The organism is Devosia sp. A449 (assembly GCF_054489375.1).
Map to the genome: position 1 here is coordinate 544,835 of NZ_JBTMWU010000003.1, position 20,362 is coordinate 565,196.

15 protein-coding genes and 1 pseudogene are annotated in these 20,362 nt (G+C 63.4%); 9 read left to right on the forward strand and 7 right to left on the reverse strand.

Annotation, left to right across the window (positions count from 1 at the left end; translation table 11 throughout):
- Positions 1-205: 205 nt before the first annotated feature.
- From ACX3OW_RS11875 to ACX3OW_RS11885, 3 genes and pseudogenes are all read left to right on the forward strand, one after another.
- Positions 206-1,115 (forward strand): annotated as a pseudogene (locus ACX3OW_RS11875) (urate hydroxylase PuuD); the annotation flags it as partial.
- A gap of 313 nt (positions 1,116-1,428) precedes the next feature.
- Positions 1,429-2,724: a guanine deaminase gene (gene guaD, locus ACX3OW_RS11880; protein ID WP_459095973.1), complete on the forward strand. Its 1,296-nt coding sequence runs from the start codon at positions 1,429-1,431 to the stop codon at positions 2,722-2,724.
- 134 nt (positions 2,725-2,858) lie between these two features.
- Complete coding sequence (locus ACX3OW_RS11885; protein WP_459095974.1) at positions 2,859-5,018, forward strand: malate synthase G; 2,160 nt, start codon at positions 2,859-2,861, stop codon at positions 5,016-5,018.
- 138 nt (positions 5,019-5,156) lie between these two features.
- Here the strand turns inward: ACX3OW_RS11885 and ACX3OW_RS11890 are convergent, their stop codons facing one another.
- Together ACX3OW_RS11890 and ade are read right to left on the reverse strand one after the other, a co-directional pair.
- Entirely contained in the window at positions 5,157-6,794 is a 1,638-nt protein-coding gene (locus ACX3OW_RS11890; protein WP_459095975.1) for a CocE/NonD family hydrolase, read from the reverse strand.
- Between the two features lie 7 nt (positions 6,795-6,801).
- A complete protein-coding gene (gene ade, locus ACX3OW_RS11895) occupies positions 6,802-8,538 on the reverse strand; it encodes an adenine deaminase (RefSeq protein ID WP_459095976.1) in 1,737 nt (578 codons plus the stop codon).
- Here ade and ACX3OW_RS11900 point away from each other — a divergent pair.
- Positions 8,537-8,794, forward strand: a complete 258-nt coding sequence (locus ACX3OW_RS11900; RefSeq protein WP_459095977.1) for a hypothetical protein — start codon at positions 8,537-8,539, stop codon at positions 8,792-8,794. The genes ade and ACX3OW_RS11900 overlap by 2 nt on opposite strands.
- Positions 8,795-8,798: 4 nt before the next feature.
- On the opposite strand, the gene ACX3OW_RS11905 is transcribed toward ACX3OW_RS11900, so the two are convergent.
- A complete protein-coding gene (locus ACX3OW_RS11905) occupies positions 8,799-10,967 on the reverse strand; it encodes a putative bifunctional diguanylate cyclase/phosphodiesterase (RefSeq protein ID WP_459095978.1) in 2,169 nt (722 codons plus the stop codon).
- A gap of 272 nt (positions 10,968-11,239) precedes the next feature.
- On the opposite strand from ACX3OW_RS11905, the gene ACX3OW_RS11910 reads away from it, so the two are divergent.
- From ACX3OW_RS11910 to ACX3OW_RS11920, 3 genes are all read left to right on the forward strand, one after another.
- Entirely contained in the window at positions 11,240-12,286 is a 1,047-nt protein-coding gene (locus ACX3OW_RS11910) for an NAD(P)-dependent alcohol dehydrogenase (protein WP_459095979.1), read from the forward strand.
- 89 nt (positions 12,287-12,375) lie between these two features.
- Positions 12,376-13,161, forward strand: a complete 786-nt coding sequence (locus tag ACX3OW_RS11915; protein WP_459095980.1) for an SDR family NAD(P)-dependent oxidoreductase — start codon at positions 12,376-12,378, stop codon at positions 13,159-13,161.
- Between the two features lie 304 nt (positions 13,162-13,465).
- Positions 13,466-13,990: an MgtC/SapB family protein gene (locus tag ACX3OW_RS11920; RefSeq protein WP_459095981.1), complete on the forward strand. Its 525-nt coding sequence runs from the start codon at positions 13,466-13,468 to the stop codon at positions 13,988-13,990.
- 254 nt (positions 13,991-14,244) lie between these two features.
- Here ACX3OW_RS11920 and ACX3OW_RS11925 read toward each other — a convergent pair whose 3' ends face one another.
- Positions 14,245-14,691, reverse strand: a complete 447-nt coding sequence (locus ACX3OW_RS11925) for an ANTAR domain-containing protein (RefSeq protein ID WP_459095982.1) — start codon at positions 14,689-14,691, stop codon at positions 14,245-14,247.
- Between the two features lie 279 nt (positions 14,692-14,970).
- Between ACX3OW_RS11925 and ACX3OW_RS11930 the strand changes: the two genes are divergently transcribed.
- On the forward strand, positions 14,971-16,701 hold the full coding sequence (locus tag ACX3OW_RS11930; protein ID WP_459095983.1) for a tetratricopeptide repeat protein: 1,731 nt from the start codon (positions 14,971-14,973) through the stop codon (positions 16,699-16,701).
- A 59-nt stretch (positions 16,702-16,760) separates the two neighbouring features.
- Here ACX3OW_RS11930 and ACX3OW_RS11935 read toward each other — a convergent pair whose 3' ends face one another.
- The 3 genes from ACX3OW_RS11935 to ACX3OW_RS11945 are packed head-to-tail and all read right to left on the reverse strand — an operon-like array spanning position 16,761 to position 19,720.
- The gene (locus ACX3OW_RS11935) at positions 16,761-17,093 is read right to left on the reverse strand and encodes an SMR family transporter (protein ID WP_459095984.1); all 333 of its coding nucleotides are present in this window, start codon (positions 17,091-17,093) and stop codon (positions 16,761-16,763) included.
- A 19-nt stretch (positions 17,094-17,112) separates the two neighbouring features.
- Entirely contained in the window at positions 17,113-18,402 is a 1,290-nt protein-coding gene (murD, locus tag ACX3OW_RS11940; RefSeq protein WP_459095985.1) for a UDP-N-acetylmuramoyl-L-alanine--D-glutamate ligase, read from the reverse strand.
- Positions 18,392-19,720: a hypothetical protein gene (locus ACX3OW_RS11945; RefSeq protein WP_459095986.1), complete on the reverse strand. Its 1,329-nt coding sequence runs from the start codon at positions 19,718-19,720 to the stop codon at positions 18,392-18,394. The genes murD and ACX3OW_RS11945 overlap by 11 nt, the downstream gene beginning before the upstream one ends.
- A gap of 144 nt (positions 19,721-19,864) precedes the next feature.
- Here ACX3OW_RS11945 and ACX3OW_RS11950 point away from each other — a divergent pair, with 144 nt between their 5' ends.
- A complete protein-coding gene (locus tag ACX3OW_RS11950) occupies positions 19,865-20,287 on the forward strand; it encodes a YciI family protein (RefSeq protein ID WP_459095987.1) in 423 nt (140 codons plus the stop codon).
- Positions 20,288-20,362 lie beyond the last annotated feature (75 nt).

Genomic DNA, 20,362 nt, shown 5'->3' on the forward strand with positions numbered 1-20,362 from the left:
CCTCTGCATCTTTTCGGCATCCAAAAACTCGATGTCATCCCGGCCTTGAGCCGGGACCCATCCTGAGATGGTTTCACCGGCGTGATCTCGAGATGGGCCCCGGCTCAGGGCCGGGGTGACATCGTGGGTGGTCATGTCTCATCAAGCCAATGCTGAATTATGCCACAGGCCTCTTTGCGTGCGAGGGGAAGAAAGGAACTGAGCGATGCCCGATTATGCGATCTTCTACGAATGGGCGATGTTTGCCGTGCGCTGGCTGCATGTCATCACCGCTATCGCCTGGATCGGTTCGTCGTTCTATTTCATCGCGCTCGACCTTGGCCTGCGCAAGACGCCCAGTCTGCCGCCACTGGCGCATGGCGAAGAGTGGCAGGTGCATGGCGGCGGGTTTTATCACATCCAGAAATATCTGGTGGCGCCCGAGTTCCTGCCCGAGCACCTGACCTGGTTCAAATGGGAAAGCTACTGGACCTGGATTTCCGGCTTCATGCTGATGGCGCTGATCTATTATGTCGGCGCCGATCTCTATCTCATCGACCGCAACGTGCTCGATATTCCCCAGTGGCAGGCCATCGGGCTGTCGATGGGCTCCATCGTGCTCGGCTGGGTGCTGTATGACACGCTGTGCAAATCGCCCATCGGTCAGTCCACCACCGGGCTGATGCTGGTGCTGTTCGCCATTCTGGTGGCGATGAGCTGGGGCTATACCCAGCTGTTCACCGGCCGCGCCGCGATGCTGCATATGGGGGCCTTCACCGCCACCATCATGGCGGCCAATGTGATCATGATCATCATCCCCAACCAGAAGATCGTCGTCGGCGATCTGAAGGCCGGCCGGGTGCCCGACGCCAAATATGGCAAGATCGCCAAGCAGCGCAGCCTGCATAACAACTACCTGACGCTGCCGGTCATTTTCTTCATGCTGTCGAGCCACTATCCGCTGGCTTTCGCGACGCAGTGGAACTGGATCATCGCCTCGCTGATCTTCCTCGTCGGCGTGGTGATCCGGCACTATTTCAACACCCGCCACGCCCGCAAGGGCAATCCGCACTGGACCTGGGCGGTCGCGGTCATCCTGTTCATCGTCATCGCCTGGCTGTCCTCCGGCCCCAAACTGGCCGGCTCGGCTGGAGAGGAGGTGGCGTCGCGTGCGGCCGAACCCTTTCTCAGTGCAAGCAATTTTGCCCAGGCCAGCCTGACCGTGCAGACTCGCTGCGCCATGTGCCACACTGCCGAGCCCGCATGGGAGGGTCTCTATGAGGCTCCCAAAAACGTCATTCTCGACAATGACATCGCCATCGCCAATCATGCCCGCGATATCGTCATGCAGGCCGGCTACGCCCATGCCATGCCGCCGGGCAATGTCAGCGAGATGACCACTGCCGAGCGCACTTTGCTGGTCGAGTGGTTCCGCGAAGGATCGGGACAATGAGCCGGACCATTCTGCGCGGCCGGGTGCTGAGCTTTATCAGCGAGCCGCAGGCGATCGATGATGCGGCCAGCTACCGCTATCTCGAAGACGGTGCCATCACCATCGAAGACGGCAAGATCATCGCCGTCGGGGACTTCGTCCCTGATGCGTCGGCCGAAGTGATCGACCACCGCCCGCATCTGATCCTGCCCGGCTTCATCGATACCCATCTGCATTATGTGCAGAGCCAGATCATCGCCTCCTATGCCGGCTCGCTGCTGGAATGGCTCAATACCTACACCTTCATCGCCGAACAGAAATTCAGCGAGCAGGGCCATGCCGCCGCCATCGCCACCGCGTTTTATGATGAGCTGATCCGCCACGGCACCACCACCGCCGCCGCCTATTGCTCCAGCGCCCCGCAATCGGTCGATGCCTATTTCGCCGAGGCGGAAAAGCGCAACATGCTGATGATCGGCGGCAAGGTGATGATGGATCGCAACGCGCCCGAAGCGCTCTGCGACACTGCCCAGTCCGGTTACGACGACACCAAAATGCTGATCGAACGCTGGCATGGCAGGGGCAGGGGCCTCTACGCCATCTCGCCGCGCTTCGCCATCACCTCCACCCCGGAACAGCTCGACGCCTCGCGCGCGCTGGTCGCCGAGCATCCCTATTGCTACGTGCAGACCCATCTCAGCGAAAACGCCGACGAAATCACCTATTCGATGGAGCTCTATCCGGACTCGCCGGATTACACCGGCATCTATGAGGATTACGGCCTGCTCGGCCGCAAGACCCTGCTCGGGCACTCCATCCATCTCAATCACCGCGAAACCAAAGTGCTGGCCGAAACCGGTGCGGTCGCGGTGTTCTGCCCCACCTCCAACCTGTTTCTCGGTTCCGGCCTGTTCGACCGCGAGCGGTTGCGCCAGGCCGGGGTGCGCATCGGCATCGCCACCGATATCGGCGGCGGCACCAGCTATTCCATGCTGCGCACGCTGGATGAGGGCTACAAGGTGCTGCAATTGCGCGGCCAGCGCCTCAACCCCTTCGCCTCCTTCTACATGGCGACCCTGGGCAATGCCCGCGCCCTCTCACTCGAGGGCACCATCGGCGCCATCGCGCCGGGCAATGCCGCCGACCTGGTGGTGCTCGACGCCGCCGCCACCCCAGCCATGGCCTTGCGCCACGCAACTGTGACGGGCCTGGCTGAAGAACTGTTCCTGCTACAGACGTTGGGTGACGATCGTTCGATCGCTGAAGTCTATGTGGCTGGCGCAAGGGTGAAGTCGACTTTGGGCGGGTTGTGACCGACTTGCGCTTGGCCTAGGCTGCCCCCAGTTTTGCTGTTGGCCCTGCCTCCGCTGCGAATGTGATCCGGCACCTCCCGCTCGGCGGGCGAGGGGCCACATTGCGTTCGGACCAGAATTGAAAAGGAACAAAAATGAGCGCCTATCTGACGAAATCCGACCTTTCGGTTCATCCCCTGCTGGTCGATTTTGTTGAGAAAGAAGCGCTCGCCGGGCTGTCGGTAACGGCAGACCAGTTCTGGACCGGCTTTGCCGCCTTGGTGGCCGAGCACGCGCCGACCAATGCGCGTCTGCTCGCCAAGCGCGACGACATCCAGGGCAAGATCGACGACTGGCACCGCAAATATGGCCCGGTCGGCAATAACCCGCAGGGCTATGAGTTCTTCCTCAAGGATATCGGCTATCTCGTTCCCGAGCCGGCCGATTTCTCCATCGAGACCACCGGCCTCGATCCCGAAATCACCACGCTCTGCGGTCCGCAGCTGGTCGTCCCGGTCTCTAATGCCCGCTACGCCCTCAACGCCGCCAATGCGCGCTGGGGCAGCCTCTATGACGCGCTTTACGGCACCGATGTCATCGCTCGCGATGGCGATCTGGCGCCGGGCAAGGGTTATAACGCCGCCCGTGGCGCCGCCGTGGTCGACAAGGCCGCCAGCTTCCTCGACGAAACCTTCCCGCTCGCCGCCGGCAGCCACCGCGACGTCACCGGCTACCACGTGGTCAAGGATGGCGAGACGCGCCGCCTTGAGGTGGATACCACGGCGGGCCGTACCGGCCTGCGCGATCCGGCCGCCTTTGTTGGCTATGGCGGCACCGAGGCCAAGGGCGAGCTGGTGCTGGTCCATCATGGCATCCATGTCATCCTCGTCATCGAGCCCGGCAGCGTCATTGGTGGTTCGCACAAGGCGGGCCTGAGCGACATCATCGTTGAAGCCGCCCTGACCACCATTCAGGACTGCGAAGATTCCGTCGCCGCCGTCGATGCCGAAGACAAGGTCGGCGTCTATCGCAACTGGCTCGGCCTGATGAATGGCACGCTGGAAGACACTTTTGACAAGGGCGGCCGTTCGGTCACCCGCAAGCTCAATGCCGACCGGACCTATAAGGACATCAATGGCGCGCCGCTGACCCTCAAGGGCCGCAGCCTGCTGCTGGTGCGCAATGTCGGCCATCTGATGACGACTGATGCTGTGCTGTTCAACGGCAAGCCGATCGGCGAAGGCCTGATGGACGCCGCCGTCACCGTGCTCTGCGCCATGCAGGACAAGGTCAACAGCACCACCGGCGCGGTCTATATCGTCAAGCCCAAGATGCACGGCCCCGAAGAAGTCGCCTTCGCCTGCGCTATTTTCGCCTCGGTGGAAGCCATGCTGGGGTTGGCCCCCAACACCGTCAAGATCGGCATCATGGATGAGGAGCGCCGCACCTCGGCCAACCTCAAGGCTGCGATTTACGAAGCCCGCGCCCGCGTCTTCTTCATCAATACCGGCTTCCTCGACCGCACCGGCGACGAAATCCATACCTCGATGGAAGCCGGCCCAGTGCTGCGCAAGGACGAGATCAAGTCCGAGCGCTGGCTGGCCTCGTATGAAGATCGCAACGTGCTGATCGGGCTGGCTTGCGGCCTGTCCGGCAAGGCGCAGATCGGCAAGGGCATGTGGGCCCGTCCCGACGATATGGCGGCGATGATGGAAGCCAAGTCCGGCCACCCCAATGCCGGCGCCAACACCGCCTGGGTGCCGTCGCCCACCGCTGCCACGCTGCATGCACTGCATTACCACCAGATCGACGTGTTCGAAGCCCAGCAGCGCCGCCACAATCAGGCCGTGCCGCCGCTCAGCGAGCTATTCTCCATGCCGGTGCAGGCGCCCTTCGCGCTCAGCCGCGACGAGATCACCCGCGAGCTGGAAAACAACGCCCAGGGCATTCTCGGCTATGTGGTGCGCTGGGTGCAGCAGGGCGTCGGCTGTTCCAAGGTGCCCGACATCAACGATGTCGGGTTGATGGAAGACCGCGCCACCTGCCGCATTTCCTCGCAGGCCGTCGCCAACTGGCTGCGTCATGGCCTCGTCAGCCGCGACGAGGTCACCGCCACTTTCGAACGCATGGCCGCCGTGGTCGACACCCAGAACGAAGGCGATCCGCTCTACCGCCCTATGGCCGAAAACTTCCAGTCCGTCGCCTTCCAGGCCGCCCTCGATCTGGCCCTGCACGGCGCCGACCAGCCCAGCGGCTACACCGAGCCACTGCTGCACGCCGCCCGCCGCAAGGTGAAGGCGCGCGACAGCAAGTAATTCTTCCCTTCTCCCCTTGAGGGAGAAGGTGCCCGAAGGGCGGATGAGGGGTCTCTTGTGTTGGCCTTTGGGCATGGGCTAGCGCAGTACCCCTCACCCTCGAAAATCCGCTGGACGCAGATTTTCTATCCCTCTCCCTCAAGGGGAGAGGGACGCCTCGGCATACGTCGCCAAGTTCACGCCCGTCCCCCCGTAAAAAACCTCCACCTCATTGGCCACCATGCTGGTCCCGGTGCCCACCGGCTCATCCGTCCCCAAATTCCGCGCATAGCGCGGATGTGCCCCGGACGACACTTGCAGCCGCAGCCGATGCCCGGCGAGAAAACAATGCGACGCCGCATGCAGCACAAATTCCAGTCGCCAGCACCCATCCGCCTCCACCGGCGTCTCCGGCGTCACCCGGATCAGCCCGTCGCAAATATTGATCGACACCCCATCGGTCCCCACATCACACAGCCGCAGGAAAAAATCGGCGTGTTTGATACTGGCTCTTGCCCGCAAACTCACCTGCGTCTGCCCCAGAATGATGAGGTTTTCCGCCAGCGGCTCCGATGAATAGAGCAGCACATCCGCCCGGCTTTCGCGCGGCGCATTGTCGACCGGCCCAGCCCCGGTAAAGGCAAACATATTGCCCCCGATATTGGGCGTCGGATCGGCTGGGTCATAGCGATAGCGGTCGCTGCCCTCCGAAAACCCCTCCCGCCTCAGCCGCCCACCCGCGCCAATGCCCCAGCTCTGCATCACCGGCGGCGCCGGCGGATAGGCGTCAAACTCGCGCCATTCATCCAGCCCCGAAATATGAAGCCGCACCGGCTTCTCCCGCAGCCCGGACGGGTCGCCCAGCAGCTTGGCCCGCATCCAATGCAGGGTTTCGCGCATGCTCTCGGCTTGCAGATCATTGGCGATATGGGTCCATGGCCCCACCGTCAGATAGGGCTGGTGCCCAAACGACACCAGGCTCTGATAATCGCGCAGTAGCTGGTCGAGCATGAAATCATGCCAGCCGGAAATGAAGTGGTTGGGCGGAGTATGTGGCCCCAGCCGGTGGCGATGGTCGAGTTCCCGCCAGAAGGCGTCATTGCCGATGGCGACGTCGAACCAGTGCTGCCAGAATTTGACGTCATGGCCCACCGCAACATTGTCGGCATGTTGCAACGGCAGCGTCATGGCGGCGCGGGCGGTGCGTTTTTCCACCCCGCCGGAAAACATGCTGCCGGTCATCTGCAATGGGTTGCCGCGCAGGCCCTCGATCACCTGCACCCAGCTCAGCCACAGCCCGAGATGGAAGGCCCCAGCGGGAAACACCACCGAGCGAAATTCGGCGCTGGTGACCTTGGTCGCCATTGCCGACACCGCCGGCAGGGCGTCGCAAATCGCCCATTGCGCATAGCCGAGATAAGACGGCCCCGAGAGCCCAAGCCGCCCGTCATACCAATCCTGCGCCGCGATCCAGCGCAAAGTGGCCAGCCCATCGCCGCGCTCATTGACCAGCGGATCGAACTCGCCGCCGGATTTTTCGGTGCCCCGGCAGGCTTGCAGCACCACATGAAAGCCACGCTCGGCATAGCATTCGGCCACCGTGCCAAAACCCTGCCGCCCATAGGGCAGCCGCATCAATATCGTCGGATGCGGCCCCGGTGCTTTCGGCGAATACACATCGGTCATCAGCGTCACGCCGTCATCCATCGGCAAGGCGATGTCGCGCCGGCGGTTGGCGCCGGATAGGCGCGGCGGCAGTCCATATAGTCGGGCGAGGATCAGACTGCCGATGCCCATTTCTGGCTCACTCCACGAAGTCGAACTTGTCCACGTCGAACAGCCCGCGATCGGTCATCTTGAGATGCGGGATCACCGGCAAGGCCAGAAACGCCACCTGCAAAAACGGCTCCGGCAACACGCAATCCAGCGCATAGGCGGCGTCACGCAGCGCATGCAGATCATGCGTCACCTCCTCGAACGGCTTGGGGCTCATCAGCCCCGCAATCGGCAGCGCCAGTTCGGCCGTCACCCTGCCGCCATCGGACACGACAAAGCCGCCACGCAGCTCGATCAGCCGGTTTACCGCCACCGCCATGTCTTCGTCGGTGGCGCCGATCACCGTGATATTGTGGCTGTCATGGCCCACCGAAGAAGCGATGGCGCCACGTTTGAGGCCAAAGCCGCGCACGAAGCCGCGCCCGATATTGCCATTCTTGCCGTGCCGCTCGATCACCGCGACCTTGAGCACATCGGCCTCGAGATCGGGCATGGTGCCCTTGTCGCCCACCGGCAGGGTGGCGCTGTCGCGGAAGGTCAGGATCAAGCCGGGTTTGACGCCGATCACCGGGGTCTGGTTCTGGTCGGCGCGCGGCGCGACGATGAAGTCATCCGCCGTCACCTTGTTGGCCTTCATCGAGTCGAGGCCCACCGTGGCGACCGGCTGCCGCGCCGCAAACAGCTCCGGCCCCACCAGCCGCCCGCCAGTGATGACATCGCTGACGCGGCAATCTTCCAGACTATCGAGCAGCGCAATATCGGCGCGCCAGCCGGGGGCCACCAGCCCGCGGTCGCGCAGCCCGAAAATCCGCGCGGCCGAGTGGCTGGCGGCGCGATAGACGTGATGCAGCGGCCGCCCCATGGCGATCAGCCGGCGAATGGAGCTATCCAAGTGCCCTTCCTCGGCGATATCGAGCGGATTGCGGTCATCGGTACACAGCGCGACGAAGCTGGAGGTGTTTTCGTCCAGCACTTCGGCCAGCGCCTTGAGGTCTTTTGACACCGAGCCTTCGCGAATGAGAATGGCCATGCCCTTGCTCAGCTTTTCGCGGGCTTCAGCGGCGCTGGTGGCTTCATGGTCGGTGCGGATGGCGGCGGCGAGATAGCCATTGAGCGCGGTGCCACTCAGCAACGGCGCGTGGCCATCGATATGGCCATCCTGAAACGCCACCAGCTTGGCGATAATGCCTGGATCAGCATGCAGCACGCCGGGGAAATTCATCATTTCCGCCAGCCCGATCACCTTGGGATGGCTGCGGAACGGCTGCAAATCCTCGATTTCCAGCGCCGCGCCCGAGGTTTCAAACCCCGTCGCCGGCACACAGGACGACAGGTTCACCCGCACATCCATCACCGTCTGCTCGGCGCAATCGAGGAAATATTTGATCCCCTCGGCGCCCAGCACATTGGCGATTTCATGCGGATCGCAGATTACCGTGGTCACGCCATGCGGCAGCACGCAGCGGTCGAACTCGAACGGCGTCACCAAGGACGATTCAATATGCAGATGCGTATCGATAAAGCCGGGCACGGCGAAGCGCCCCTTGCCATCGATCACCGTCTTGCCCTCGTAACGCGCATGGGTGCCGACAATCCGGTCGCCGACAATGGCGATATCGGTGGTGGTCACCGCCCCGGTGATCACGTCGAGCAATTGCACATTGGTGATGACCAGATCGGCCTTTTCCTTGCCCTGTCCGGCCATGATCATGCTTGTGAGGGTCGCGGCAGTAAGGGTCATCGAGCGGTCCTGAGGTTTGGTCATGACCGAGACTCGGCTGGCCGCCGCGCCGCGTCAAGAGGCGGCAGGGAACCGCGATGGCGTGGCGCACGTTGGCCCTGACATTGCAAAGGAACGCGTCATGAAAACCTATGATCCGCACAGGAGCACGACCGATGTCCGTCAGGGCAATGCGCGCCGGATGAATTTGCGCGTGCTGGTGCTGTCGACGCTCGGCATCGTCGTGCTCTTCGCCATCATCTATCTGATCTATACGCTGACCCAGTCCAACCCGAGCTAAGGGCTCACGCCGCCTTGGTGCGGCGGCGGCGCTCGGGGCTGTTGGCGGTGTCGGCGAAAATGGTCTGGATCGCGCCGGCGGGAACGCCGCCCGAGAACAGGAAGCCCTGCAGGATATTGCAGCCGAGCTGGCCGAGAATATCGGCCTGATCCTCGGTCTCCACCCCTTCGGCAGTCACCTCGATATCCATGGCATGGGCCAGGGTGACGATCGCCTGGGTGATCGGCACCGAGACATGCCCCTCGGCGAGCTGGCAGACAAAGGAGCGGTCAATCTTGATGCGGTCGACCGGATAGCGCTTGAGATAGCTCAGCGAGGAATAGCCGGTGCCGAAATCATCCAGCGCGATATGGATCCCCGCCGCGCGGAAGGTGCGCAGATTGCCGGCCGAAACATGCTCGTCATCGAGCAGGATCGACTCGGTGATTTCCAGCTCCAGATCCACCGGCCGCATCCCGGTCTGGTGCAGAATGTCGAACACCAGCATGGAAAAATCGGGATTGCGCAATTGGGTCGGCGAGATGTTGACGGCGATAGTGCGGCCGGGGGCCGTGGCGCCCAGCTCGCAGGCGCTGCGCAACACCGCCTCGCCCAGCGCTTCGATCAGCCCGGTATTCTCGGCCACCGGAATAAACCGGGCCGGTGAAATCTGCCCGAATTTGGGGTGGTTCCAGCGCGCCAGCGCCTCGGCGCCGATCACCTTGCGGCTGGTCTGGTCGATCAGCGGCTGGAACGCCACCCAGAGCTGGTCATTGCGCTGCAGCGCCAGCCGCAGCTCGCCCTCGATGGTGTGCTGCAGCTGCAGCAGCTCGTTCATATGCTCCTCATAGACCACGGCGCGATTGCGCCCGCTGGCCTTGGCCTCGTAGAGCGCGATATCGGCCTTGCGCACCAGTTCGCGCGGCTCGGCGGTGCCGGCCTTGTGGACGATGCCGATACTGGCGCCGACATGGGCCTTGAAATGGTTGAGCTCAAACGGCTGGCCCACCGCCTCGATGATGCGGCTGGCCAGGGCCGCCACGTCCTGGGGGGCGTCATGGGTGGTGGTCAGGATCGCGAATTCATCGCCGCCGAGCCGGGCCAGCATCATCTCCTGGCCGACAATATTGCGGATGCGCTGCCCGACGGCGCAGATCAGCTCATCACCGGCCTGATGGCCCAGCGTGTCATTGACCTGCTTGAAGCGGTCGAGATCCAGCATCAGCAAGGCGCAATGGGCGCTGCCGTCCTGCTGGTCGGTCAGCACCCGGGCGAGATGCAGGTCAAAGCTCATGCGGTTGGGCAGGCCGGTCAGCCGGTCATGCGCCGCCTGATATTCGGCATGCTGGCGTCCCGCCGTCAGCGCAGCGGCGGAGCGGCGCAATTGCTGCAGCAGCAGAAACACCAGGATAGAGCCGACAATGAAGGCGGCGACCAGCGCCGGGCCGGTCTGGCGTAGCAGCATCAGGCCGGGGCGGTCGTGGTCCCATTCGAAAAAGGCAATGAAGCGCCCGCCCGAGTTGAGAATGGGGTGGGTGGCGCGATCGGCGCCGCTGCTGCGGACCAGGCTGAACGCGCCGTTCTCGAACAGATATTCGCGGCTGAACTGGGCGGCGGCCTCCGCATCGAGAAATTGCACCACCGCAAGCAATGGCTCGGTGCCGGGCTCCTGCACTACCGCGCCGGTGTTGGACATGATGGTCATCACGCTGACAATGGCGGGAATGCCTTCCACCACGGCAAAATCGGACAGCGATTGCGGTGCCGGAACAGCGCCGGGCGCCACCCTGGCGGGGGGACGGGCGCGCAGCTGGTTGACCAGCGCCTGGATCGGGCTGGCAATCTGGTGGTAGCCGGCGAGATCGACGGCGACGCCATCCTGCATCAGGTAAAGCGGCTGCGCCGTCGCATCGAGCACCACCGACCGGTTATGCTCGAAGAAATCATACATCCACCGGCCCAGATTTTCGTCGACCCAGTTATAGTTGAACATCAGCCTGGTATTGACCACCGCGGTGTCGCGATAGGCCACGCTTTCCAGCTCATGTTCGATACGGGCGCGGCGGGCCTCGATAAGCTGCTCGAACATGGCGCTTTGCCGCTCGAGCGCGCGCTGGTCGATATTGGCGGTCGACCACAAGACAAAGCCGAGCACCGCCGAAGCCGTAATGACCAACGCGAGAATGACGGGCAACAGAACTGCTGCAGAGAACTGCCAGCGTTCGCGTGTCGAGGTCTTTGGCTGCATCAGCGGACCGGTTGGAACCATACGTCAGCGACCATACAATGCGTAAAATTGCGGACTGGTTACCAAGCTTTGGGCTAATTCGCCGGGAAGGCCGACAAACAGCGCCCGCAGCCGGGCCGGAAAAGCCTGAATCCTGCCTTGCTGCGCTGATTGGCTGGGTTACACTTGCCCAATAGCTGGGCGGCTGCCCAGTGCTTCAGGCCTCAAGAGGATGTTCCATGACCAAAGTCCGCGCCCTTGTTCTCGAACGCCAGCACGAGCTGGCCCTGCGCGATATCGAGCTGCCGCTCGAGGTCGGACCGGGCATGGTCAAGATCGCTATCCACACTGTGGGCGTCTGCGGTTCGGACGTGCATTATTACACCCATGGCAAAATCGGCCCCTTCGTGGTCAACGCGCCGATGGTGCTGGGCCATGAAGCCGCCGGCACGGTCACCGAAATCGGCGCCGGGGTGACCCATCTCAAAATCGGCGACCGGGTCTGCATGGAGCCGGGCATTCCCGACCCCAATTCGCGGGCCAGCCGGCTCGGCATGTATAATGTCGATCCGGCGGTAAGCTTCTGGGCCACGCCGCCGATCCATGGCGTGCTCACGCCCGAAGTGGTGCATCCGGCCAACTACACCTTCAAGCTGCCCGACAATGTGAGCTTTGCCGAAGGCGCCATGGTCGAACCCTTCGCCGTGGGCATGCAGGCGGCCAGCAAGGCCCGCATCATGCCCGGCGATACGGCCGTGGTGCTGGGGGCAGGACCAATCGGCACCATGGTGGCGCTGGCGGCCTTGGCCGGCGGCTGCGCCAGGGTGATCGTCGCCGATCTGGCCCAGCCCAAGCTCGATATCGCCGCGCAATATCAGGGCATCATCCCGGTCAATATTCGCGACAACAACATCGTTGCCGAAGTGGCCCGGCTCACCGAGGGGTGGGGCGCCGATGTGGTGTTTGAATGCTCCGGCTCGCCGCACGCCTGGAAAACCATCATGGAGCTGCCGCGCCCCGGCGGCGCCATCGTCGTGGTCGGCCTGCCGGTCGAGCCGGTGGCCGTCGATATCGCTGGCGCCTCGGTCAAGGAACTGCGCATCGAAAATGTCTTCCGCTATGCCCACCAATATGACCGCGCCATCGCCCTGATCGCCTCGGGCAAGGTCGACCTCAAGCCGCTGATCTCCGAGACCTTTGCCTTCGAAGACGCGGTTCTGGCCTTCGACCGCGCCGTGGAAGCAAGGCCCACCGACGTAAAGCTGCAAATCCGGGTGGCCAAGTAAGAGGCACTCTCGGCTCCATCACCTTCTCCCCTCGTGGGAGAAGGTGCCCGAAGGGCGGATGAGGGGGCCTTCAATCCAAGGAGCCAAGCATGGACTTGAACTTGCGCGACAAAATCGCCGTCATCACCGGCGGCACCACCGGGATCGGCCTGGCGATAGCCGAGGGACTGGCCGCCGAGGGCGCCAACCTCGTGCTGGTTGGCCGCAACCAGGAGCGCGGTGACGATGCAGCGGCGCAGGTGGCCGACAAATTCGGCATCATCGCCACCGCCATTGCCGCTGACATCGCCACCGCCGCCGGCTGCGACGCCGTCATTGCCGGCACGCACAAGGCCTTTGGCGGGGGCGATATTCTCATCAACAATGCCGGTACCGGGTCGAACGAAACCATCGCCGAAGCCGACGACGCCAAATGGCAATATTACTGGGATCTGCATGTGATGGCCGCGGTGCGGCTGGCGCGCGGCCTGATGCCGGCCATGAAGACGCGGGGCGGCGGGGTGATCCTGCACAATGCCTCGATCTGCGCCGTGCAGCCGCTGTGGTACGAGCCGATCTACAACACCACCAAAGCGGCGCTGATGATGTTTTCCAAGACGCTGGCCAATGAGGTGGTGGGCGACAATATTCGCGTCAACACCATCAATCCCGGCCTGATCCTCACCGGCGACTGGATCAAGACCGCCAAGGAAATTGCCGGCGAAGCCGGTTGGAAAGCCCATCTGCAAGCCGTCGCCGACGAAGCCGGCGGCATGAAGCGCTTCGCCACGCCGGAGGAGCTGGCGAATTTCTTCGTCTTCATGTGTTCGGACAAAGCCAGCTATTCCACCGGCTCAACCTATTTCGTCGACGGCGGCTGGCTCAAGACAGTGTAAATCCGGGCTAACCCCCGCCGTTCCCCCCACCCCCGATGTCATCCCGGCCTTGAGCCGGGACCCATCCTGAGATTTCTCCTCTGGCGGCATGAAGCTATCAGCTCTTTCCCTCCCTCCCCCTTGAGGGGAGGGCCGGGGAGGGGGTCGCCTTGTGGCAAACTGCACGACCCCCTCCCTCAATCCCTCCCCTCAAGGGGGAGGGAGGCGAAGGAACCGATACACCGATGCAAGCACGCACCCCCCATTGGAACAAACCCAACCCCACGGGGTTGTGCCCACAGCGTCACAAACTCCGGACCCCATCATGGATGTCGGCAACGAATTCGGCTTCGTCCAGACCTATCTGCCCCAGCACATCATCGCCATCCGCCTGCTGATTGCGGCGGTGCTGGGGGCGATGATCGGCTTCGAACGGGAATGGCACACGGCCGAGGCCGGGCTGCGCACCCATATTCTGGTGTCGGTGGCAGCGGCGCTGTTCACCATCCTGGCCTTCGAGATTTTCCACACCATCGAGCCCGATAGCGGTGGCTTGCGGGCCGACCCGATCCGCGCCGTCGAGGCGGTCACGGCGGGCATCGCCTTTCTCGGCGCTGGCGCCATCTTCAAGAGCGGCAGCAATGTGCAGGGGCTGACCACCGGCGCCGGCATGTGGCTGGCCGGGGCGGTGGGGCTGGCAACGGCGCTGGGCTATTATCTCGTCGCCTTTGGCGTGGCGCTGCTGGCCGTGACCGTGCTGGCGGCCTTGCGGGTGGTGGCCCACAAATTCATTCGCGGACATGATGACAAGCATCCCGGCACTGAGCGAGGCCGCGGGGAGAAGCAATAGATTGGGGCAGCAGCGCCGAGGGACGAGCGCGCTGCCGATTTGCTTCTCCCCCCGTGCGGACGCGACCAGGAGGTGTCGCGACCGCGCCCTCGCGCCAACGCCCCTTGGAGCGGGGCGGGCGCCCTTCCCGGTCGCGGTGCAAGCGGGCCGGGAAGGTGTGAGTGGCCGGAGGGGTACTTGGGAATGCAGGAGCGGTTCGAAAACCGTTCTGCAGCACCCACCCGGCCGAGGCATGCAACCTGTGGACGCAGGAGCTACATGCCAACCGCATCAAGGCGCTGACTTTGCGCCCAGAAACTGACAATGCCAGCCGCTTCGCGCCGATAGGCGTCGAGATCGGCATGGCGGCAGAACACCGCTGCGGCGCCGCTGTCATGCAGGGCGTCGCGGGCCCGTGGCCCGAGCGGTGGTGCCATCACCACGACCGGCACGCCCTTCTGGCGGGCCAGTGGCTGGATGGCAGCGATGAATTCGAGCGTAGCGCTGCTATGCGCCTTGAGATCGACGATCAGCAGGCTGGGCCAGTTGGCGGCCGGATTGCCCAGCACCGTGCGGAGCATGGTGGCGCCATCATGGCCGTCGCCGTACCATGCGATAGCGGGCGAGCCCTGGCCGAGCAGCATGCGCGTCAGCAGCTGCGCCGAATGCCGGTCATCATCCACAAGTGCCACGAAGGGCAGGTTTTCCACATAATCGTTCAATACGCACCTCGTTGCGCCGGACGCCCCGGAGCAATGTCGTTTAAGCAAATATTCGCCGGCACCGCGGCGGGCGGCGGGCGTTAGCATTCGAAACTAGGTGGTCAAAGCGTTTCGGTCGGGGCCTAGCCAACCGGAAACTATGCGGCGTGATAACGTCGACAGCCCGCGTATGCTGCACCGTGAAGCGGTGGAAAAGGCAAAATCAGGTTACGCCGGTGTAACACGCGCTTGCGTTTTACATGTAACGAGTCACTATGAATGCCTAACCGGGAGGCGTGGTTGTCCGATCCTGCGCCGCAACGCGAAGCGATCCTGACTGCTCTTGAGCGGCTGCTCGCGTGGCCAGAGATTTCACGCTCGCCGCAGCTTGGCCGGTTTCTCGACTATATCGTGCGCCGCACGCTGGATGGTGATGAACAGGCCATCAAGGCCTATTCCATTGCGGTGGATGTGTTTGGCCGCGCCGTTGATTTCGATCCGCAGGCCGACCCGATCGTGCGCGTGCAGGCGCGGCGTCTGCGCAGTCTGCTCGATGATTATTATCTCGGCTCTGGCATGGGTGAACTCGTCCGCATCCAGTTGCCGGTCGGGCGCTATATTCCCGAATTCGTCGCCGGCCGGGGTGGCGTCGCGCCGCCACCAGCGAGCCCGCCACCGGCTGTGGCGCGCACGCGGCCGGCCCGGGGGCGTCGGCTGCCGCCAACCTGGTTTGTGCTGGCGGGGATAGCGCTGCTGGTGGCGCTGGCCGCCTATGCGCTTTCTGCCTGGGGGCCGCGGCTGGAAGCCCAGTCGCTGGCCGAGATGCTGCAGCGACCCAGCATTACCATTGTCGAGTTTCAAAATCTGGCCGGCGCGGCCAGCGTCGCGCCACCGGTGGCGGGGCTGGCCATCGAATTGGTGACCGACCTCGAACAGTTCGGCGATCTCGGGGTGCGCTATGGCGGTGGTGGCGGGGGTGGCGGCAATATCGTGGTCGCCGGCCTGCCGACCAGCGATTACGTGCTGACCGGCATTGTCCGCCCCGAAGGCGACGTCGTGCAATATAGCGCCATTCTCACCGACAGCGTGACCAGCACGGTGGTGTGGAGCCACACGCTGGCCGTGCCCGCCACCGAGGCCGCCGCGCCCGGCGTGCTCGACAGGGTTTCGAAATCGCTGAGCCTGGTGCTGGGCAGTCCGCGCGGGCCGTTGCATGTCCGGGCGCGGCAGTGGCTGACCGCTGGCGTCCTCCCCGATGGCCGGCTCAATCTTTATCTGTGTCGTATGCTGTTCGATCTATACCGCGAAACCGGCGGGGCGGCGGAGGCCGAGCGGGCCAGCGCCTGTTTCGCCGCGTTGCCGGAGGATGACCGACAGAACGCCATGGCGCTGGCCGCCTCGGCCAGCCTGCTGGCCGAACACCCGTCCGCCGACGCGTCGCCGGCCGAACGGCTGCAATTGGCCACCATCAGCCTCGAGCAGGCCATCGGGCTCAATCCGATCAGCGCTTTCGTCTGGGAGCAGCAGGGCCGGCTGCATGACGCGCAACATGACCGCATCCGGGCTCGCGTCGATTTCAGTTCATCGGTGCAACTCAATCCAGCCAATGCCGACGCGCTGGCCGCCTATGCGCGGCTGCTGGCGTTCGAGGGCAATCTCAGCGAGGCCGAAGCCATGGCGCGCGACGCCGCCGAACAGTCGCCCAGCCCGCCGCCCTGGTACCAAGGCGTACCGACGCTGCTGGCCTTGCGCGATGGCGATTTCGCCAGCGCCATCGAACGGGCCGAACTCTACGCTCTCGCCGATCGCGAATTGGGGCCGGTGCTGGCCATCATGGCCGGGCAGGGCGCTGGCGACAGCGCCGTGGTCAATCGCTACCTGCCGCAGGTATTGGATGTAGCGAGCTTCCGCGCCAGGGGCGTGCTGCCGCGTTTGCGCGAACGCATCGGCGATAATGTCCTGATCGAAGCGATCCGCGAGGCGCTGCTCGCGGCCGGTGTCCCCCAGGCGGCGCTGACCGAGACGTTTTAGCAAGAAAACCGCCAGCATGCTGACAGCAAACCACCAGCATGCTGGCAGAAAACTGCCAGCTAATGGGCCGATGCTTGCGAGAATAAATTGATCACGAGCACCCCGGCGAGGATCAATCCGATGCCGATCAGCGCCGGCAGGTCCAGCGTCTGGCCATAGACGAAATAGGCGATGATCGAGACCAAGACGATGCCGACACCCGACCAGATGGCGTAGCCAATACCCACCGGAATGGTCTGCAGCGCCAGCGAAAAGAAGTAAAACGTCACGCTATAACCGACGACCACCACGATCGACGGGACCAATTGGGTGAAGCCGGCCGAGGCGCGCAGGAACGAGGTGGCAATCACCTCGCCGACAATGGCGATGAGCAGATAGATGGCGCCGTTCATGAGCTATCCTATTGGCCTGTCAGCCGAAAATATCCTGCGCCAGGGCAATGAAACGCGCCCCGCGCTCCTCGAAATTCTTGAATTGATTATAAGACGGCGCCCCCGGCGAGAGGATCACCGCATCAAAATTCTGCCGCTGGCCATGCAAAGCCCGCATCGCCGTTTCGAGATCCGGCGCTTCCAGCACCGCAATTTGCGGCGCAACCGCACGGGTCGCCTCGGCCAGCCGGTCACCGGTCACCGGCAGGCAGGCCAGCGTGGTAACCCCATAGCCCGTCAGCAGATTTGCCAGTTCAGCATAATCCTGCTGCCGCTCATGCCCACCCGCAATCAGTGCCAACCGCTGCCCCCGATACGCCGCCAAAGCTGCCTTGGTCGCCTCGGGAGTGGTGGAGATTGAGTCATCGACAAACAGCACGCCGCCAATGGGATGCTCCTCCAGCCGGTGCGGCAGCGGCATGAAGGCGGCGATGCCGCGCAAAATCCCCTCCAGCGTACCGCCCGCCGCCAATGCGATTTCGGCGGCGAGGTGGCAATTATCGAGGTTATGCAAGCCTTTAAGGCGTGATCTGGCTGCAGCTTTGTCGATAGTGGCGCGTTCGTCATCGGTCAGCGCGCGGACCAGTCGGCTTGGGTCGCGCAGCGCCTGAGCCACCAGCGCATTGTTCTTGGCCGCTGCGCCCAGCGCCACCGGAAAGCCGCCCTCGCGGTCGATCAGATGCAGCTTGTCGTGGAAATAACGCTCCACATTGCCGTGCCAATCGACATGCTCGGGGAACAGATTGGTCAGCGCCGCGAGATCGGGCTGCAAAATCATGTCGGCGGTCTGGTAGCTGGAAAGCTCAAATATTACAATTGGATAGCGATCAGCGATATCGAGCGGCGCCAGCCCGACATTGCCGGCCAGCCCGGCATCAATGCCCGATTGCGTCAGCATCAGATGCACCAAAGTGGCGGTGGTCGATTTGCCCTTGGTGCCGGTGATGGCGATGACCTGGCGCCCATCCTGATAGGCGCTGCTCCACAGATTGAGGTTGGAGGTCACCGGAATACCGGCATCGCGTGCAAGCGCGAAGACCGGCTTATAGCGCGACACACCGGGACTTTTGACAATCAAACCAAAGCGATGCGCCGTGATGGCGGCGGGCAAGTCTTCTGGGGCAATCGCCTCAGTCTCATCGATATCGGCGCTGCCGCTATCGACGGTGACGAACACCTTTAGCTCTGGCTGCCGCGCCTTGAGAAAAGCCCGCGTCGACACCGCCTCGCGGCCGGCGCCATAGAGCAGAACCGGTTCTTCAAACCGCATAGGCGGCCACCCGTGCGGCCAGTGCCGGCGGAATATGGTGATCATGGCTGTCGGTCAGGCATTCGGCCATCGCCAGCTGCAGTTTGGGCTCGCCATACTGGGCGAACAAATCCGCCTTGACCGCCCGCACCACCGCCGCTTCGTGCCAATCCGCATGGCGGGTCAGGGTATAAAGACAGGCGGCCGCTTCGAGGATTTCGCCGACACATTCCCAGGGTTTTTGCCCGGCCAGCCCGGCCAGTTCGCGGAACGAGCCTTCATTGGCGGGGTTGTCGAGCAGGTCCTTGCCGAAGATCGACAGCAAGCGATCCTTGGCCATGAAGGGCGCAAAAATCAGGAAGACGAAATGGCATTTCGGACAGTCGCCGCACCACAGATGCCCGTCATGCCCGGCCAACCGAAAATTGCGGTTGCAGCTCGAAAACACGTGGTCGAACTTGGTTTCGTGGGTGAAGAGCGAGGCGATGCGGGCCTCGGAATAGGGCCGCAACAGGCTGAAATACTTCAGCGATCCGCCGGTGGCGTCGCTCAGAATGGCGGCGATCAGCAGCTCGAAACCCAGCGATTTGGAATATTGGTGATTGGTCTCGCGGCCATCGAATTCGACATTGCCCTCGCTGGCCGAGCGCTCATTGCTGAGCACGATCTGGTTGTAGCCATAGAGCAGGGCGCAGAGCGCGGCGATCATCGAGTTGATCGCCGTCGAGGGCACGTGGCCGTTGTAATAGCCCGGCTCTTGGCCCAGCCGGATCATCTCGGCGTCGAGGGTGCGGGTGACATAGACCGGCTCGATGCCGATGGTGGCGACCGAGGTCAGGATCGGCCCTTTGGGATTGACCGCAAAGGGGGTGAAATCCACCCCGGTGTGGCTGAGCAGATCGACGCTGACCAGCGAATCCTTGCCGCCGCCAATCGGCAGCAGCGTACGGTTGGGCAGGGGCACGGCGGGCAAAGTCGCGGTATCGTCCGGTGCTGCAATGGACAGCTTGCCGAAGCGCAGCAGATTGTTGCGGGCGTAGAATTCGCCGAGCCCGTTTTCGTAGACGTCGATGGCAAAGGCCCGTTCAGCCTCGCTCAGCGGAATGTCCGGGGCGGCGATGACGAAGGGCGCCTTGAGTTTGAAATAGCTGACGCCGAGCACGATGGCGGTCAGATCAAGCAGCTTGCGAAACCCCAGACTGTCGGCAGCAGCCAGATCGGCGCCGGCCGGCAGGTTCAGCGTTTCAACAAAATGCAGGCCGTCCAAACCGTAGCCGAAGCGGGCTATGCCCGTCGCCGGATCGAATTGGGGGCGCTCGATGAGAAATTGTTCGGTCAAGGCAGGGGGCACTCGCGGGTTGACTGATCATATAGGTGATTTGCGGCCGTGGCGGGAGTGGGGCAGTTTGTTGTGTCGAATTGAGGCCAGTTCGCTCGTCGGGAGGGTAAGGGGCAAGCGGCCCCGCAACAAGGAGAGATCAAGATGCGTGTCATGGTATTGGTCAAGGCGAGCGAGGACAGCGAAGTCGGTGTGTTGCCGACGACCGAGATGCTCGAATCCATGGGCAAATTCAACGAGGAACTGGTCGATGCCGGCATCATGCTGGCCGGCGACGGGCTGCGCCCCTCCAGTCAGGGCAAGCGCATTGGCTTTGACGGCGCCAAGCGCATCGTCATCGACGGCCCGTTTACCGAAACCAAGGAATTGGTGGCCGGCTATTGGATCTGGGAGGTGCGCGACATGGACGAGGCCGTCGCCTGGGCCAAGCGTTGCCCCAATCCGATGCCCGGCTATAGCGAACTCGAAATCCGCCCGTTTTACGAAATGGGTGATTTCGGGGAGGCGCTAACGCCGGAAGTCGAAGCGCTGCACAACCGCACGCGGGAGAAAACTGCTGGGCGGTGATTGGCGCGTCTTGCGGTATTGCCCCACCCACGATGTCACCCCGGCCTTGAGCCGGGGCCCATCCTGAGATCTCGA

What these genes read in the sequence shown, in the direction of transcription:
- guaD (WP_459095973.1), top strand. Translation starts at nt 1,429, where the DNA reads ATGAGCCGGACCATTCTGCGCGGCCGGGTGCTGAGCTTTATCAGCGAG.
- ACX3OW_RS11885 (WP_459095974.1), top strand. Translation starts at nt 2,859, where the DNA reads ATGAGCGCCTATCTGACGAAATCCGACCTTTCGGTTCATCCCCTGCTG.
- ACX3OW_RS11890 (WP_459095975.1), bottom strand. Translation starts at nt 6,794, where the DNA reads ATGGGCATCGGCAGTCTGATCCTCGCCCGACTATATGGACTGCCGCCG.
- ACX3OW_RS11900 (WP_459095977.1), top strand. Translation starts at nt 8,537, where the DNA reads ATGACCGAGACTCGGCTGGCCGCCGCGCCGCGTCAAGAGGCGGCAGGG.
- ade (WP_459095976.1), bottom strand. Translation starts at nt 8,538, where the DNA reads ATGACCAAACCTCAGGACCGCTCGATGACCCTTACTGCCGCGACCCTC.
- ACX3OW_RS11910 (WP_459095979.1), top strand. Translation starts at nt 11,240, where the DNA reads ATGACCAAAGTCCGCGCCCTTGTTCTCGAACGCCAGCACGAGCTGGCC.
- ACX3OW_RS11915 (WP_459095980.1), top strand. Translation starts at nt 12,376, where the DNA reads ATGGACTTGAACTTGCGCGACAAAATCGCCGTCATCACCGGCGGCACC.
- ACX3OW_RS11920 (WP_459095981.1), top strand. Translation starts at nt 13,466, where the DNA reads ATGGATGTCGGCAACGAATTCGGCTTCGTCCAGACCTATCTGCCCCAG.
- ACX3OW_RS11935 (WP_459095984.1), bottom strand. Translation starts at nt 17,093, where the DNA reads ATGAACGGCGCCATCTATCTGCTCATCGCCATTGTCGGCGAGGTGATT.
- murD (WP_459095985.1), bottom strand. Translation starts at nt 18,402, where the DNA reads ATGCGGTTTGAAGAACCGGTTCTGCTCTATGGCGCCGGCCGCGAGGCG.
- ACX3OW_RS11950 (WP_459095987.1), top strand. Translation starts at nt 19,865, where the DNA reads ATGCGTGTCATGGTATTGGTCAAGGCGAGCGAGGACAGCGAAGTCGGT.